Origin of the sequence: Dyella telluris (assembly GCF_014297575.1) — a bacterium.
In the GTDB taxonomy this organism is placed as follows: Bacteria; Pseudomonadota; Gammaproteobacteria; order Xanthomonadales; family Rhodanobacteraceae; genus Dyella; species Dyella telluris.
Genome location: NZ_CP060412.1, coordinates 3,150,567 through 3,164,836 on the forward strand (window position 1 = coordinate 3,150,567; position 14,270 = coordinate 3,164,836).

Consider the following 14,270-nt stretch of genomic DNA (forward strand, 5'->3'; position numbering starts at 1 on the left):
GAAGCCTTCCTTGTGACGCTGGTGTTAGCCCTGTTTCGTCGACCACGCGTCACGCAGCGTGACCGTGCGGTTGAACACCGGCTTGTTCACCGTGTGGTCGATACGGTCGGCCACGAAATAACCCAGGCGCTCGAACTGGAAGCGCTGCTCCGCATCCACGTTCGCCGCGGCCGGCTCCAGCCATGCCGTGACCACGCGCTTGGCGTCCGGGTTGATGTGCTCGATCCAGGTCTTGCCGTCGGTTTCGTCGTCCGGATCGGCCACGTTGAACAGGCGGTCGTACACGCGCACTTCGGTAGCCACGCCGTGCTTCGCACTCACCCAGTGGATGGTGCCCTTCACCTTGCGGTCGGCGCCCGGCATGCCCTGGCGCGATTCCAGATCCAGCGAGCAGCGCACTTCCACCACGTTGCCGTCGGTGTCCTTCACCATCTCCTCGCACTTCACGATGCCCACGCCGCGCAGGCGCACTTCGCCTTCGGGCTTCAGGCGATGGAAGCCCTTCGGCGGTACTTCGGCAAAGTCGTCGCGTTCGATCCACAGCTCGCGCGAGAACGGCACATCACGCGTGCCGAAGCTCTCGTCCTTCGGATGGTTCGAGAACGTCAGCGTTTCTTCGTGGCCGTCCGGCAGGTTGGTGATGACCAGCTTGAGCGGGTCAAGCACCGCCATGCGACGCGCCGCGATGGCGTCCAGGTCCTCGCGCACGCAGTTCTCGAGGATCGAGTAATCGATGATGCTGTTCTGCTTGCTCACGCCCAGGCGTTCGATCAGCAGGCGCAGGCCGCCCGGCGTAAAGCCGCGGCGACGCAGGCCGCGCAGCGTGTTCATGCGCGGATCGTCCCAGCCATCCACCAGGTTCTCGTTCACCAGCTGGGCGAGCTTGCGCTTGCTGGTGATGGAGTAGGACAGGTTCAGGCGCGAGAACTCGATCTGTCGCGGCTTGGCCGGCTCGGTGCGGAATCCGCCTTCGCGCAGGTGCTGCCACAGCTCCGGGTGATTGACCAGGTCGACCTTGTCGACGAACCAGTCGTACAGCGGGCGGTGGTCTTCGAACTCCAGCGTGCACAGCGAATGCGTGATGCCTTCCAGCGCATCGGAAAGGCAATGCGCGTAGTCGTACATCGGGTAGATCGGCCACGCGTCGCCGGTGTTCTGGTGGGTGACCTTGCGGATGCGGTAGATCGCCGGGTCGCGCATGTTCATGTTGCCCGACGTCATGTCGATCTTCGCGCGCAGCGTCTTGGCGCCATCGGCGAACTCGCCCGCGCGCATGCGCTGGAACAGGTCCAGGTTTTCTTCCACGCTGCGGTCGCGGAACGGCGAGTTGCGGCCGGGCTCGGTCAGCGTGCCGCGATAGGCGCGCATGTCTTCCGGGCTGAGATCGTCCACATAGGCCACGCCGTCCTTGATCAGCTTGACGGCCGAGTCATAGAACACCTCGAAGTAGTCCGAGGCATGGCGCAGGTCGTGCCACTCGTAGCCCAGCCAGCGCACGTCGTCCTTGATGCCCTCGACGAACTCCGGGTCTTCCTTGCCGGGGTTGGTGTCGTCCAGACGCAGGTTGCACCAGCCGGTGAACTCGCGGGCGATGCCGAAGTTCAGGCAGATCGCCTTGGCGTGGCCGATGTGCAGGTAGCCGTTGGGCTCGGGCGGGAAGCGCGTGCGGATCGCGTGATGCTTACCGGTGGCCAGGTCATCGCGGATGATCTGGCGGATGAAGTCCCGCTGTTGTCCCTCGGCCTGCGGCGTGGCGGGCGAGGTGGTGGGGTCAACGGCGGCATTTTCGGTGGACATCGGTGCGAAGCTCGTACGCGGTGGCTGAAACGGAGGAGTTTACCTTGTCCTAGGGTGGGGATGGTTTGCCGGCTTTTCAGCCATCGCGCCGGTCGCCAAAGGGCGGCAAATGGCCGCTAACAGTCGTCTTCACCCCGGCAACACGCCAGAGACAAGAACTTGCCCTCCACCTGTCCCGGCGTTAGCGTGGCCCCATGCGCATCGCATACCGAGCCGAAAGCCTGATCGACGCCCATCTGATGAAGGACGCGCTGGAGCGCGCCGACATCCCCGCGTTCGTTTCCGGCGAATACCTGACCGGGGCCGTGGGCCAGCTGCCCGCCCTGGATTACGTGGCCGTACTGGTTCCCGAGGCCAGCCTGGCCGCCGCCGAACAGGTGGTACGGGAGGTCGAACGGGACCTTCAGGAAGCCCGCCTGGTCCTGAACGACCCGGACGAAGACCCGGACGCCCCGCAGCCGGCCTTCTGCTGAATTCATCCCCTGGCGCGCAGCAGGCTCCCCGCCGGTGGCTGCGGAGCGGCGCGCTATCCTGCCGGGCGGACGTTCCGCCCTTCGGAGTGACAGACCTTGGATACCTCGCTGCAACAGATCGCGTCGCTGATCCGCGACGTGCCGGATTTCCCCAAGCCCGGCGTCATGTTCCGCGACATCACCCCGCTGCTGGCCGACGCGGGCGGTTTCGCGCGCTGCATCGATGCACTGGCCGAGCCGTGGCAGGGCAGTAGCGTGCAGGCGGTGTGCGGCATTGAATCGCGCGGCTTCATCTTCGGGGCGGCACTCGCGCAGAAGCTGCACGCGGGCTTTGTACCGTTGCGCAAGCCCAACAAGCTCCCGCCGCCGGTGGTGTCGGTGGACTACCAGCTCGAATACGGCGTGGACAGGCTCGAAGCGCGCAACGACGCGCTGCGTCCCGGCGAACGGGTGATCATCGTCGACGACGTGCTGGCCACCGGGGGCACGCTGGCTGCTGCCCGTGAGCTGGTGCTCAAGCTCGGTGCCCAGCTGGTGGGCGCGGGCGTAGTGATCGAGCTGGCGGCCTTGCAAGGGCGCTCGCGCTGGGAGCATGAAGGCGCGCCGCTGCACGCCTTGCTGCGTTATTGAATCCTGGGAGGCGTTGCTGCGGACGGTGCCGTGAAGGGCCGTCGCGCACAGGGTGCGCTCCTACGGGGCTTCGTCGGCTTTTGTAGGAGCGCACCCTGTGCGCGACAGAGCCGGCCTCGTCGCTGCTGCATCATTGCGCCGGCAGCACGCTCTCTACGTAGACCAGTTCGCACGCACCCGCGCCGGTGTCGTCGCGCGTCATCGAGGTGCGCCAGCGCCAGCCGTCCGCCTTGCTCGCATCAACCAGAAAACCTTCCAGGTGAATCACCTCGCCGGGCCTGACGCGTTCCAGTTCGCGTCGCGCCGTGTCGTCGGCGGGAATCATGTGCATGTTGCTGCTGGACTGTTCGATCTCGCGACGCGGAATCGGGAAGCGTTCCACGTGCCAGTGGTAGAAGCGGTTCTCCTGGCTGATCTGCACCTGCGCCAGCACCGCGCTGTCGGACATGCGTCCCCAGCCCAGCGCCAGGTCCATCGGGGCAAGCGACGCACCGGCGTCGAAGCGATAATCCTCGCGTGACAGCACGCGCGCGGTGAGTTCGAAGCGTGCGCGCGTCACCAGCGTCACGTCGCCGCGGCTCAGCGTGGTGCCCTGATCCAGATCGATCTGGGTGGGCGCATCCGGCGCGAGCACGCCGGGTGCCTGTGTCAGTGGGCGCTGGTGCCACCAGTGCACGCCGCCCAGCAAGGCGATCAGCAACAGTCCGATCAGGATGAATCGCTGCATCCGCGATCAGCGCGCTGGCTGGCGCGCCGGTTTGGCGTCGATGATGCCCGGTTGCAGCAGGTCGGCCGGCAGATCGCGGATCACTTGCGCGAAGCGCTGCAGGAAGGTGCCCATCGACGAGCTCTTGCGCCACACCAGCGCAATGCGCCGGCTCGGCGGGTGGCCGGCGAATTCCAGCAGGTGCACGTTGTCCGTGCGCGCCACCGGCGGCTTGATGGCCAGCGTGGGAAGGAGCGTGATGCCTACGTTCGCCGCCACCATCTGGCGCAGCGTCTCCAGGCTGGTGGCGCGGAAGCCGGAGCGTTCGCCGGCGCCGGCCAGCTGGCACACCTCCAGCGCCTGGTCGCGCATGCAGTGGCCGTCTTCCAGCAGGAGCAGGCTCTCGTCTTCCAGATCGTCGAGTTTCAGCCGCTTCTGCTTGTGCGCCAGCGGATGGTCTTCCGGCACGGCCAGCACGAACGGTTCCTCGAACAGGAACTCCGTGTGCAGGCTTTCCTCGTGCAGGGGCAGGGCAAGGATGCCCACGTCCAGCGAACCTTCGCGCAGCATGCGGATGACCTGCTCGGTCTTCTCCTCCACCAGCAGCAGTTCCAGTCGCGGGAAATGCTTGCGTACCTGCGGCACCAGATGGGGTAGCAGGTACGGGCCCAGCGTGGGGAAGATGCCCAGCCGCAACGTGCCCGATTCCGGGTCGCGCGTGCGTTGTGCGATGGCCTTGATCTCTTCGATTTCCGACAGCACGCCACGTGCACGGCGGGCGATCTCGCGCCCGGTTTCGGTCAGCAGCACCTTGCGCGGCGTGCGCTCCACCAGCGCGACGCCCAGCTCATCCTCCAGCTTCTTGATCTGGGTGGACAGCGTGGGTTGGCTGACGAAGCTCGCCTCCGCGGCGCGGCCAAAATGCCGGTGTTCGGCGAGGGCGACGAGGTAGTGCAGGTCACGCAGATTCATGGACACACCCGGGCATAGTCATAGCTCATACCTATGATAATGGTGTTTTCCATGGCTCCAGGCAATGGCTTGACGCCTCCGCTCCGGGCCAGGGAAGGCCCCGGCGTTGGCCGGGCAGGTTCAGGCGACAATCGCTTGATTCAGAACACCAGACCGATGCGGATGCCCACCGTGCGGCGGGTTTATTGCCGCTGCAGCGCTGGCCGTCGGAATGTCCCGGTATCGCCTCGTGTGCAGCGCCGGCGGCGCATTCCGCGCGGCCGCACTCCTGCCGCAAGCAACGCGAAGGGTATGCCTTCTGGCACTGGGTCATTCGTCATGGCTCCACCTAGCGTGGGGGTTTGTCTGTCCCAAGGGGAGCTCCCTCGCATGCGTCGTCTTGTTCGTCCGTTTGTCCTTACTGCGCTCGCCGCCTGCTGCGGCATGGCCCTGGCCGCTCCCGCCACCGATGACCAGCCGCATGGCCGGCTGCCGGGCTGGGCGCAGCCGGAGTCCTACCAGCTCGACTTCAAGGTGGATCCGCGCCAGCAGGATTTCTCGGGCACCACCGTCATCAAGGTGAAGCTCACGCAGGCCTCCGATCACCTGTGGCTGCACGGCCGTGAGCTGAAGGTGGGCAAGATCACCGTGACCGACGCGGCCGGCAAGGCACACGCGGCGAAGTACGTGGAAGTGGCGCCGCAGGAAGGCGTGGTGCGCATCGATTTCGGCGGCACGCTGAAGCCGCAGGAGCTGACGCTGGCGTTTGAATACACCGCGCCGCTCAACCAGCAGCTGCAGGGCCTGTACAAGGTCAGCCACGAAGGCCAGCCGTACGCGATGACGCAGATGGAACCCATCAGCGCGCGCTTCGCGTTCCCCGGCTTTGACGAACCGGGCTTCAAGACGCCGTTCGACATCCGCCTGACCATTCCCGACGACGAAGTGGGTGTGGCCAACACCAAGCAGGTGAAGGAAGAAGCCGCCGGCAAGGGCTGGAAGAAACTCACCTTCTCCACCACCAAGCCGCTGCCGACCTATCTGGTGGCGTTCGGTGTCGGCCCGTGGGACGTGGTGAAGGGCCCGGACATCTCGCCGACCGCGTACCGTGCGGACGCGCTGGAGCTGCGCGGCATTGCCGCCAAGGGCGAGGGTCACCGCATGCAGCACGTGCTGGGCGAAACGCCGAGCATCATTCACACGCTGGAGACTTACTACGGCTTCGGTTATCCGTGGGACAAGCTCGACCTGCTCGCCGCGCCGGATTTCTCCGCCGGTGCGATGGAAAACCCGGGCCTGGTCACCTTCCGCGACTGGCTGCTGCTGATCGATCCGGATTCCTCGGCCAATTACGTGCGCGGTTCGTTCAACGTCACCGCGCATGAACTGGCGCACCAGTGGACCGGCGACACCGTGACGCTGGCCTGGTGGGACGACCTGTGGCTCAACGAAGCCTTCGCCACCTGGATGCAGCAGAAGGTGACGCAGACGGTGCACCCGGAATACCGCGCCGACCTGGACCGCGTGCGCGGCGCGCAGGGTGCGATGAACGGCGACAGCCTGGTCACCACGCGCAAGATTCGCCAGCCGATCACCGGCAACGGCGACATCGAAACCGCATTCGATGGCATCACCTACCAGAAGGGTGCGGCGGTGCTGGGCATGTTCGAAGGCTACGTGGGTGAGGCCACGTTCCAGAAGGGCATGCGCAACTACATCCAGGATCACAAGTTCGGCAACGCCACCGCCGACGACCTGATCAATGCCATCGCCAAGGCCGCCGACAAGGGCGACGATTTCAAGCAGGCTTTCAAGAGCTTCCTCAACCAGCCGGGCGTGCCCTATGTGCAGACCGAGCTAAGCCAGGAAGGTGGCAAGACCGTGCTCAAGCTCAGCCAGAGCCGTTACCTGCCGGTAGGCAGCAAGGGCGACACGCAGCAGGTGTGGGGCGTGCCGATGTGCGTGCGCTACGGCACGGCCAATGGCAGCAAGGTGAGCTGCGAACTGCTCAGCCAGGCCACCGGTTCCATGGTGCTCGAAGGCGCCAGCAAGGACACCTGGGTGCTGCCCAATGCGAACGCCACCGGTTACTACCGCTTCGCCATGGCGAAGAACGACCTGACCAGCCTCGGCAAGCAGATCGGCAAGCTCGACGATGCCGAACAGCTCGCCTATGCCGATGCGGTGTACGCCAGCTTCAAGCACGGTGATCTCGATGCCGGCGACGTGCTCGCCGCACTCAAGCCGCTGACCGCGTCCAAGACGCGCGAAGTGGCCGTTGCGCCGCTGACCAGCTTCAACTGGATCTATCGCAACCTGGCCCAGACCGATGCACAGCGCGCCAAGCTTGCCGCATGGGCGAAGGCCGCCTACCTGCCGCGCCTGACCCAGCTGGGTTATCACCGCAAGGACAAGGAAGCGGACAGCGATTCGCTGCTGCGCAATACCCTTGCCGACGAACTCGCGCTGGTGGTCAAGCTGCCAGAAGTCCGCGCCGAACTGCTCAAGCAGGGTGATGCTGCACTCAAGCGCAAGGCCGATGGTCGCCTCGACCTGGCGGCTGCGGATCCTGACCTGATCGGCAGCGCACTGGCCGTGGCCGTGCAGGAGCGTGGCAAGCCGGCGGTGGACGCACTCATCGCCGAGTTGCCGCAGACCAGCGACCCGGCACTGCGCAACGCCATGCTGGACGGCCTCGCCGATGCAAACGATCCGGCGCTGACCCTTGAGGTGCGCAACTTCTCCCTCGACAAGAAGGTGAAGGTGGGCGAGATGGGCATGCTGCTGCGCGGCGGACGTGACACCCGCACGCAGCGTGATGCTTCGTGGCAGTGGGCCACCGGCAACTACGACAAGATCGTCGAGCGCACCGGCAGCTTCGCTGGCGGCAAGCTCCCTGACCTGGTCGGTGGTGGCGGCTGCTCACAGGAAGAAGCCGATCGACTGCAGACGTTCTTCAAGGACCGCGCCAAGCAGGTGAGTGGTGCCGAGCGTGGGCTTGCCCAGGCCAGCGAATCCACCGTGCTGTGCCACGCCCTTGTGCAGAAGCAGGACGCCAAGTCGATCCTGCGCTAAGTAACGGGCTCCAGGCAGTGGACCCAGGCCGGGCGACGCAAGTCGCCCGGTTTTTTTTGCGCAGGCTCAACCCCTTTTCCGTTCCGGCGCCGTTGTATCAGGACAAGGCCGTCTTTTCGCGGCCTTCCGCCGGCACCTACACTGGGCCGGCCCACCCGGGTCGTCAGGGAGAAAGACATGCGTCGTCCGTGGGGATGGTTGTGCCTGCTCGTGTTGCTCGCCGCGCCGGTCATGGCGCAGGACGTGCCGCCGGCGTTGAAGGATTGGCAGGACTGGGTGCTGCACGAGGCACCGCTGCATGCCTGCCCGGTGCTGGTGACGAATGGCAAGACCATGGGCGCGAAGGAATGCACGTGGCCCGGCCGGCTGGCGCTCGACGCAGGCAAGGATGGTGCCCGCTTCGCGATGGACGTGCACGTGGATGCGCGCAGCTGGGTCAGCCTGCCCGGCGACAGCCGGAACTGGCCGCAGCAGGTCACGGCGGGCGGCAAGCCGCTGGTCGTGCTCGATCACTTCGGGGCGCCCGCGCTGCAGCTGGAACCGGGTGACTACAGCGTGCATGGCGTGCTGCCATGGGACAGCCGACCGGCGCGCCTGCGCGTGCCCGGCACCATCGGGCTGGTGACGCTCACCCTCGACGGCAACGCCGTGGCGCGCATCGAACGCGACGGAGACCAGCTCACCCTGGGCGAAGCCGCCGCCGCGCAACGCGCCGCCGATGCGCTGTCGCTGCGCGTGTTCCGCAAGCTCACCGACGGCATGCCCGCCATGCTGGAAACGCAGCTGCAGGTCAATGTGACCGGCAGTGCACGCGAACAGTTGATCGGGCCGGTGCTGCCCAAGGGTTTCACTGCCACGTCCCTGCAGGGCGGCCTGCCCGCGCGGCTGGAGAACGATGGACGGCTGCGCGTGCAGCTGCGCCCGGGCCATTGGATGATCTCGCTGGGTGCGCGCAGCAGCGATGTGCTCGGGCACCTGGCCGTGAACCTGCCCGGCGATCCCTGGCCAAAGCAGGAAATCTGGAGCTATGCCGACGACACGTCGCTGCGCACCACGCGCGTGGAAGGGCAGGCGGTGGATGCCGGGCAGGCCGACGTGCCATCGGATTGGAACAGCTTGCCCGCGTACGCGCTCGACAACGCGAACGGTCTTGCCATCGAACAGGGCACGCGGGGTGGCGAAGGTGGCAAGGGCGACCAGCTCGCGTTGACCCGTGACCTGTGGCTGGATTTCGACGGTCGCGGCTTCAGTGCCAATGACCGGCTCGTCGGCACGCTCGCGCGCAGCCAGCGGCTGGACGTTGCTGCGCCCTGGCAATTGCTCAATGCATCGCAGGGTGAGTCGCCGATGCTGATCACCGTGGGCGACAAGCACACCAGTGGTCTTGAGGTGCGCGATACCAACCTTGAGCTGTCCGCGGGCCTGCGCATGCCCCGTTCCGGCGACATGCCAAGTGGCGGCTGGCAGCTGCCGCTGGAGCATATCGAGGCGACGCTGCATCTCCCTTACGGTTACCGGCTGATTGGCGCGTCGGGTGCGGATCTGTCGCCTGATTCGTGGATCGCACAATGGAGTCTGCTTGATCTGTTTGTGGTGGCTTTGATCGCCTTGCTCGCCGGTCGTTTCCTTGGCTGGCCCTGGGCTTTGGCTGCCGTGGTGTTTCTTGCGTTGTCCCTGCATGAAGGTGGTGCCCCGCGCTGGACGCTGGCGGTGGCACTGGCATTGGCCTTGTTAATGCGTGCCCTGCCGGAAGGGCGCCTGCGGCTCGTTTCGCGCCTCGCTGCAGGGGCGTTGCTGCTGCTGGCGATCCTGTGGTCGCTGCCGTTCGCTGCGACGCAGATGAGCTACGCGCTGCATCCGCAACTGGAAGGCAAGGTGGAACTGCCGGTGGAATCGGAGAGTTCAGAGTCAAGGGCCGTGTCGATGAAGCAGGAGGTCAAGCCGCAGCCAGCACCCGCGCCTGCGGTGGAAGAGGCATCGACGAATGCCGTGCCGATGTCTGCACCGGCGCCACCGCCGCCACCGGCACCACCCGCGCCGCCGGCGGACATCCTTGCCGGGCAAGAAGCGCCCGCGGGATATTCGGAACCGAAGCACAAGGCGCTGTCGAGCGTGACAGTGACGGGCACACCCCTGACTGCCTCCCAGACCATCGGCCAGGAAATGGACGCCCATCGCCCGCTGCAGGCGGGGCGCGGCACGCCCCACTGGGATGTTGGCAACAACTACCACCTCGAATGGTCGGGACCGTGACGGCGGAGCAGAGCACGCGGCTGGTGATTGCACCGGCCTGGCTGGTACGCGTCCTGCGCGTGCTCATGCTGGTGGTGTTGGTGGGTCTGCTGGCACGGCTGGCGCTGATGCTGCTGGGTTCGGCACAGGCACAACGGCATGGCTGGAGCAGCCGTGGCGGTGCGGCCGCTTTGCTTGCACTCGCGTTGTTGCCGCACGGTGCGCATGCGCAGGACACGCCCAGCGAGCAGATGCTCAATCACCTGCGTGCGCGACTCACTGAAGCACCGACCTGCACACCCGATTGCGCGGCGGTTGCGCTGGCGCAGTTCCAGGTGGGCGGGGACAACGTAGCCGTGGATCTGGAAGTCCATGCCGGTACGCCGGTGGCCGTGCCGCTGCCGCAGGGCGACGACGCGCTGCAACTGCTGGACGTGTCGCTGGATGGCCATGATGCCGCGCTCTCACGCAAGCCGGATCTCACCCTGGTCAAGGTCGATCGCGGCGTGCATCACCTCACCCTGCGTTATCGCGTGTCGGCGGTGGATACCACCAGCCTGCACTTTGCGCTGGTTCCGCAGCGAGTGGTATTCCATGGCGATGGCTGGGCGCCGAACGGCCTGGACGACGGTCACCTGCTGGGCGACAGCCTGGCGCTCAACCGTGTGCGCAGTGCCGGCGATGGCAGTGCACCGACGGCAGCCGAGCAGGCCTTCCCGCCCTACGTAAAATTGACTCGCACGCTGCAGCTCGGCAACGAGTGGACCGTGAGCAACACGGTCGAGCGCATCGCGCCGCTCGACGGCGGCTTCAGTCTGGATCTTCCGCTGTTGCCGGGCGAGCATCCGCTGGGAGACAACGCCCGCGTGCACGACGGGCGCATCGGCGTCACCTTCAGCGGTGGCCAGAACACCGTGCGCTGGACCAGCCGGCTCGACCACAGCGACAAGCTCGTGCTCAACGCACCGGCACTCGGCGAACGCGCGGAACAATGGGTGGTGCAGTCGGCACCGATCTGGCACGTCGATGCCAAGGGCGTTCCGGCCACGCTCAGCGACAACGGCCTGACCTACCAGCCACTGCCCGGCGAAAGCCTGACGGTCGACATCCACAAGCCCAAGGCCGTGGCGGGCGACAGCCTCGCGTTCGACAGCGTCTCCGTACATGGCAACGTGGGTGAGCGCGCAACGGAAACCGAGCTGGAACTCGAGCTGCGCAGCACGCGTGGCGGTGAGCATCCGATTGGCGTGCCGGCCGGCACGGAACTGCTGGAGGCTTCCCGCGACGGTGCACCCATCAGCGTGGCCATCCGCGACGACAAGATCAGCCTGCCCGTGCTGCCGGGCGTGCACGCCTATGCGCTGCGCGTGCGCGAACCGCGTGGCGTGTCGCTGTTCATGCGTACGCCAACCTTCACGCTCAACGCACCGGTGGCGAACATCGACATCAACCAATCCGTGCCGGAAAGCCGCTGGGTGCTGTGGACCTGGGGGCCGGTGGACGGACCTGCCGTGATGTACTGGTCGCAACTCATCGTGTTGCTGCTCGCTGCATGGCTGCTGGCGCGCTACGCGCCGACGCCACTGAAGTGGCACCAGTGGTTGCTGCTCGGCCTGGGCTTCTCCGCCTTTGCCTGGGGCGCTTATGCGATGGTGGTGGCGTGGCTGATCCTGATCGGGTTGCGGGCGCGTCACAGCCTGCCGGCGCGGTACGGTGCGCTGTTCAACGCATCGCAGGTAGCGCTGGTGCTGGTCACCGTCATCGCCATCGCCGTACTCGTTTCCGCCGTTCCCAAGGGCTTGCTGGGCCTGCCCGACATGCATGTGGCCGGCAACCCCTTCGATGCATGGAATCTCCACTGGTTCGCCGACCAGGCGGACAGCGTACTGCCGCAGGGCGGCGTGCTCAGCGTGTCGCTGTGGGTCTGCAAGATCGCCATGCTGCTGTGGGCGCTATGGCTGGCCAACGCGTTGATCGGCTGGCTGCGCTGGGGCTTCGAGGCATGGAGCCAGGGCGGCTACTGGCGCAAGGGACAAGCCAAGGCTGCCGAGCCGCCGCCGGTGCCCGAGGTATCGGAGTAAACAGAAAAAGGCGCCGCGATGGCGCCTTTTTTCTTCATGTGAGATGGCAAGGTTACGGAGACACTTCCTTGCCGGACGCCACGCCGCCACCGATATGCCGATCAAGGAACTGCACCATGCGCTGCATCATCTCGGCGATGTTGGCTTCGTCGTAGAAGCCATGCCCTTCATTCGGCTTGTAGATCCATTCATGGGCGATGTTGCGCTTGAGCAGGGCGTCATGCAGCGACTGCCCCTGGATCGGGGGTACGCGTTCGTCCTTGCCGCCGACGATGAGCATCACGGCTGCTTTCAGGCTATCGAGCTGATTGACGGGTGAGTGTGCGGCCAGCGCCGTCATGTCGGTACCCATGGTGGCGCGCAGGTAGTCGCCGCCCAGACTCATTTTTGAGGTGTCGCCTTGCTTGAAGTGCAGCGGTAGGTCGTAGATAGCCGGGTTGCGGGTCAGCGCGGTGACGCCGCCGCCTTTGTAGCTGGTCTCCTGGGGACCACCGGAGAAGCGAATGACTGAACCGTCCGGGCGATGCAGGGTGGTTGACTTGCACACACCGCTGTCGGGCGGGTTGTCGGTGCAGTTGGTGTCCAGGCTGTAGGCCAGGTTGTTGCTCCAGCTGCCGCCGTTGTAATACAGCGCGAAACGCAGGCCCATGTCGCCCGGCAAGGCGAACAATGGGTAGGTTTCCACCTTGGTGCCGCTGAAGGTGATGATGGGGTCGGCATCGGTGTTGGGGTTGCCGCCACCTTCGCAACAGTCGGTGGTGCAGCTGTTGGGGATGTTTGACACCACCGCCGACGGCTCTCGATTGGCGGTGGCATAGAGGCGGCCCGTTGAGCCGTTACCGGTCGGCGTGAAAATGATGCCGGGAGGCGGCATTTTCTTCGGAATGTTGGCCGTGACGTTCATTTCCGGAAGATCTTTTGCCGTGTTCTCATTCGCCTGTTTGGCAGTAATTGGCTTATCAATGGCGGCTTCAACCCCTCCGCTGAACCAGGTCAACAGCGCCCACGTCACGACGGACAGGCGTTGCTTCCATCCCATGGACATCATGTGTTTCTCCCCGTTTGTATCGACGCGGACGTATGGACGTCCTTCGGCCAAAGTCCCTGTGCGATAGGTTCAACGAACGGGTGGGGAATTGAAGGCGTCCGGGGCGGACGGTGTGTGTAGTTCCACGCCTTGTGTTGATGCCTTCCTCCATCAGTCGATGCCGACGTATTTCAGTACTCGGCGAACGTGTTGGAGGACATCTGTGGGGCGAAGGTGGCTCGCGACGTGGTTCGCGGAAACACGACTGGGCCAAGCAAGCGAATGCATGCATGGCACCTTGCATGCGGTTGCGGCTTGTCGGGATTTTCTTTCGCAACCGGGATTCCGCTGTACCGCGCCGGGTAGCATGTCGTGGCGCCCATCGTCATGTTCCCCAAATCGATCGACATGTTTTCGCCGTTGCTCCGTCATTGCCGGCAACGGGGGATGAAGTGACTCCGGGCGGCTAACAAGACCTCATGGCAACCGTTCTCCCTCGGCGTCATCCCCGCGGACCCCAAAAAGGGGGCGAGACCGGGGATCCAGCGTCTTTCACTCGCTGACAGAAGCGCATGGTCACGGGATGAACAGCCCTTCGGCTATTGAAAAGCGCCTCCCTCTTTATTGGGGATGGCGCTGAGAAGCCCTGCGATGCTGCAGTGAGCTCCTGCCACGAGGTTTCGTTAGCTTCTCTCAGGTGGAATGCACGCCCAGCCCACCCGGCATGCTCTCGCGCCGGAACTTTTCAAGGTCATGGCGGGCTTGCAGCATCAGCCAGTAGAGCGGGCTGGTATGGAGCGCGGCGGCAAGGCGAAAGGCTTCTTCCGCATAGAGGGGTTGCCCGGTGAGCAGGCGGTGCAGATGCCACGCCGGGATGCCGCTGCGTCGCGCCAGCTGGGCCACCGTCAGCGCTTCGGGGATCATGTGGTCAAGCTGCAGCACCGTGGCAGGGGCGCGCAGGGGCACGTCGTCATCGATCCGCAGTTGCGGATGAATCGAGAGGAGCATCATGAGGGGCTTCCTTTGGGGCGCACGACACCGACGGAATCCGGCGAAGGGATCCGTGTAGGAAAACGGCTGGTTGGAGCGCGAGTGTTGTCCCGGGTGTGACGTGCCGGCAGAACGCCCGACACGCCACAGGGCCGATCACATCGTGCGCGCTACGCGTTCAGCGCCTGCCCGCGGTGGAGCTGCCGGGCGTACTGCAACAGGCACTGCCCTGCCACGACGATGCCTTGCCGAAACAGTGGCGGCAACGGCAGTAGCACCACCGCATCTGGGGGCGAGCGGGGTGTTGA

At 65.5% G+C, this 14,270-nt stretch carries 10 protein-coding genes; 5 read left to right on the top strand and 5 right to left on the bottom strand.

What is annotated here, in order from left to right:
* Positions 1–24 precede the first annotated feature (24 nt).
* A complete protein-coding gene (locus H8F01_RS13840; protein ID WP_187055677.1) occupies positions 25–1,797 on the bottom strand; it encodes a glutamine--tRNA ligase/YqeY domain fusion protein in 1,773 nt (590 codons plus the stop codon).
* Between the two features lie 194 nt (positions 1,798–1,991).
* On the opposite strand from H8F01_RS13840, the gene H8F01_RS13845 reads away from it, so the two are divergent.
* Both H8F01_RS13845 and H8F01_RS13850 read left to right on the top strand, forming a co-directional pair.
* The gene (locus tag H8F01_RS13845) at positions 1,992–2,270 is read left to right on the top strand and encodes a putative signal transducing protein (RefSeq protein ID WP_187055678.1); all 279 of its coding nucleotides are present in this window, start codon (positions 1,992–1,994) and stop codon (positions 2,268–2,270) included.
* Positions 2,271–2,378: 108 nt separating this feature from the next.
* Positions 2,379–2,900: an adenine phosphoribosyltransferase gene (locus H8F01_RS13850; protein WP_187059296.1), complete on the top strand. Its 522-nt coding sequence runs from the start codon at positions 2,379–2,381 to the stop codon at positions 2,898–2,900.
* Between the two features lie 130 nt (positions 2,901–3,030).
* Here the strand turns inward: H8F01_RS13850 and H8F01_RS13855 are convergent, their stop codons facing one another.
* Both H8F01_RS13855 and oxyR read right to left on the bottom strand, forming a co-directional pair.
* Positions 3,031–3,627: a hypothetical protein gene (locus H8F01_RS13855; protein ID WP_187055679.1), complete on the bottom strand. Its 597-nt coding sequence runs from the start codon at positions 3,625–3,627 to the stop codon at positions 3,031–3,033.
* A 6-nt stretch (positions 3,628–3,633) separates the two neighbouring features.
* A complete protein-coding gene (gene oxyR, locus H8F01_RS13860; protein ID WP_187055680.1) occupies positions 3,634–4,578 on the bottom strand; it encodes a DNA-binding transcriptional regulator OxyR in 945 nt (314 codons plus the stop codon).
* Positions 4,579–4,947: 369 nt separating this feature from the next.
* Here oxyR and H8F01_RS13865 point away from each other — a divergent pair, with 369 nt between their 5' ends.
* The 3 genes from H8F01_RS13865 to H8F01_RS21875 all read left to right on the top strand — a co-directional run bounded on the left by H8F01_RS13865 (position 4,948) and on the right by H8F01_RS21875 (position 11,945).
* Positions 4,948–7,632, top strand: a complete 2,685-nt coding sequence (locus H8F01_RS13865) for a M1 family metallopeptidase (RefSeq protein WP_187055681.1) — start codon at positions 4,948–4,950, stop codon at positions 7,630–7,632.
* Positions 7,633–7,809: 177 nt separating this feature from the next.
* Complete coding sequence (locus H8F01_RS21870; protein WP_238480985.1) at positions 7,810–9,885, top strand: hypothetical protein; 2,076 nt, start codon at positions 7,810–7,812, stop codon at positions 9,883–9,885.
* The gene (locus tag H8F01_RS21875; protein WP_238480986.1) at positions 9,882–11,945 is read left to right on the top strand and encodes a hypothetical protein; all 2,064 of its coding nucleotides are present in this window, start codon (positions 9,882–9,884) and stop codon (positions 11,943–11,945) included. The genes H8F01_RS21870 and H8F01_RS21875 overlap by 4 nt, the downstream gene beginning before the upstream one ends.
* 52 nt (positions 11,946–11,997) lie before the next feature.
* Here H8F01_RS21875 and H8F01_RS13875 read toward each other — a convergent pair whose 3' ends face one another.
* Both H8F01_RS13875 and H8F01_RS13880 read right to left on the bottom strand, forming a co-directional pair.
* Positions 11,998–13,044: a prolyl oligopeptidase family serine peptidase gene (locus H8F01_RS13875; protein ID WP_238480987.1), complete on the bottom strand. Its 1,047-nt coding sequence runs from the start codon at positions 13,042–13,044 to the stop codon at positions 11,998–12,000.
* 621 nt (positions 13,045–13,665) lie between these two features.
* Positions 13,666–13,983, bottom strand: a complete 318-nt coding sequence (locus tag H8F01_RS13880; protein WP_187055682.1) for a helix-turn-helix transcriptional regulator — start codon at positions 13,981–13,983, stop codon at positions 13,666–13,668.
* Positions 13,984–14,270: the final 287 nt, after the last annotated feature.

What these genes read in the sequence shown, in the direction of transcription:
- H8F01_RS13840 (WP_187055677.1), bottom strand. Translation starts at nt 1,797, where the DNA reads ATGTCCACCGAAAATGCCGCCGTTGACCCCACCACCTCGCCCGCCACG.
- H8F01_RS13845 (WP_187055678.1), top strand. Translation starts at nt 1,992, where the DNA reads ATGCGCATCGCATACCGAGCCGAAAGCCTGATCGACGCCCATCTGATG.
- H8F01_RS13855 (WP_187055679.1), bottom strand. Translation starts at nt 3,627, where the DNA reads ATGCAGCGATTCATCCTGATCGGACTGTTGCTGATCGCCTTGCTGGGC.
- oxyR (WP_187055680.1), bottom strand. Translation starts at nt 4,578, where the DNA reads ATGAATCTGCGTGACCTGCACTACCTCGTCGCCCTCGCCGAACACCGG.
- H8F01_RS13865 (WP_187055681.1), top strand. Translation starts at nt 4,948, where the DNA reads ATGCGTCGTCTTGTTCGTCCGTTTGTCCTTACTGCGCTCGCCGCCTGC.
- H8F01_RS21870 (WP_238480985.1), top strand. Translation starts at nt 7,810, where the DNA reads ATGCGTCGTCCGTGGGGATGGTTGTGCCTGCTCGTGTTGCTCGCCGCG.
- H8F01_RS13880 (WP_187055682.1), bottom strand. Translation starts at nt 13,983, where the DNA reads ATGATGCTCCTCTCGATTCATCCGCAACTGCGGATCGATGACGACGTG.